Here is a 267-nt window from a genome sequence, read left to right as displayed (position 1 = left end):
ACCTTGCAGGAACGCTTCGGCTCGTTGTTCCGGATCATCAACGCATACGGCGTGACGGAAGCGGCGATCGACTCCAGTTTCTACGACGAGGAGCTGGCGAAGCTGCCGCAAACAGGCAATGTGCCGATCGGCAAAGCGTGGCTGAATGCGAAATTCTACATCGTGGATGCGCATCTGAATCCGGTGCCAGTCGGGGTGTTGGGCGAGCTGGTTATCGGCGGAGTCGGAGTGGCGCGCGGGTACTTGAACCGCCCGGATTTGACGGCG

1 protein-coding gene is annotated in these 267 nt (G+C 60.3%); it reads left to right on the top strand.

Annotated elements, in window-relative coordinates:
• Positions 1-267 (top strand): AMP-binding protein (locus HFE01_RS26725; protein ID WP_167442929.1); only part of this gene is annotated, 267 nt, incomplete at both ends.

Origin of the sequence: Paenibacillus sp. EKM10P, from assembly GCF_011800655.1 — a bacterium.
Lineage (GTDB): Bacteria > Bacillota > Bacilli > Paenibacillales > Paenibacillaceae > Paenibacillus > Paenibacillus polymyxa.
This window is presented reverse-complemented; position numbering and strand designations above follow the sequence as displayed.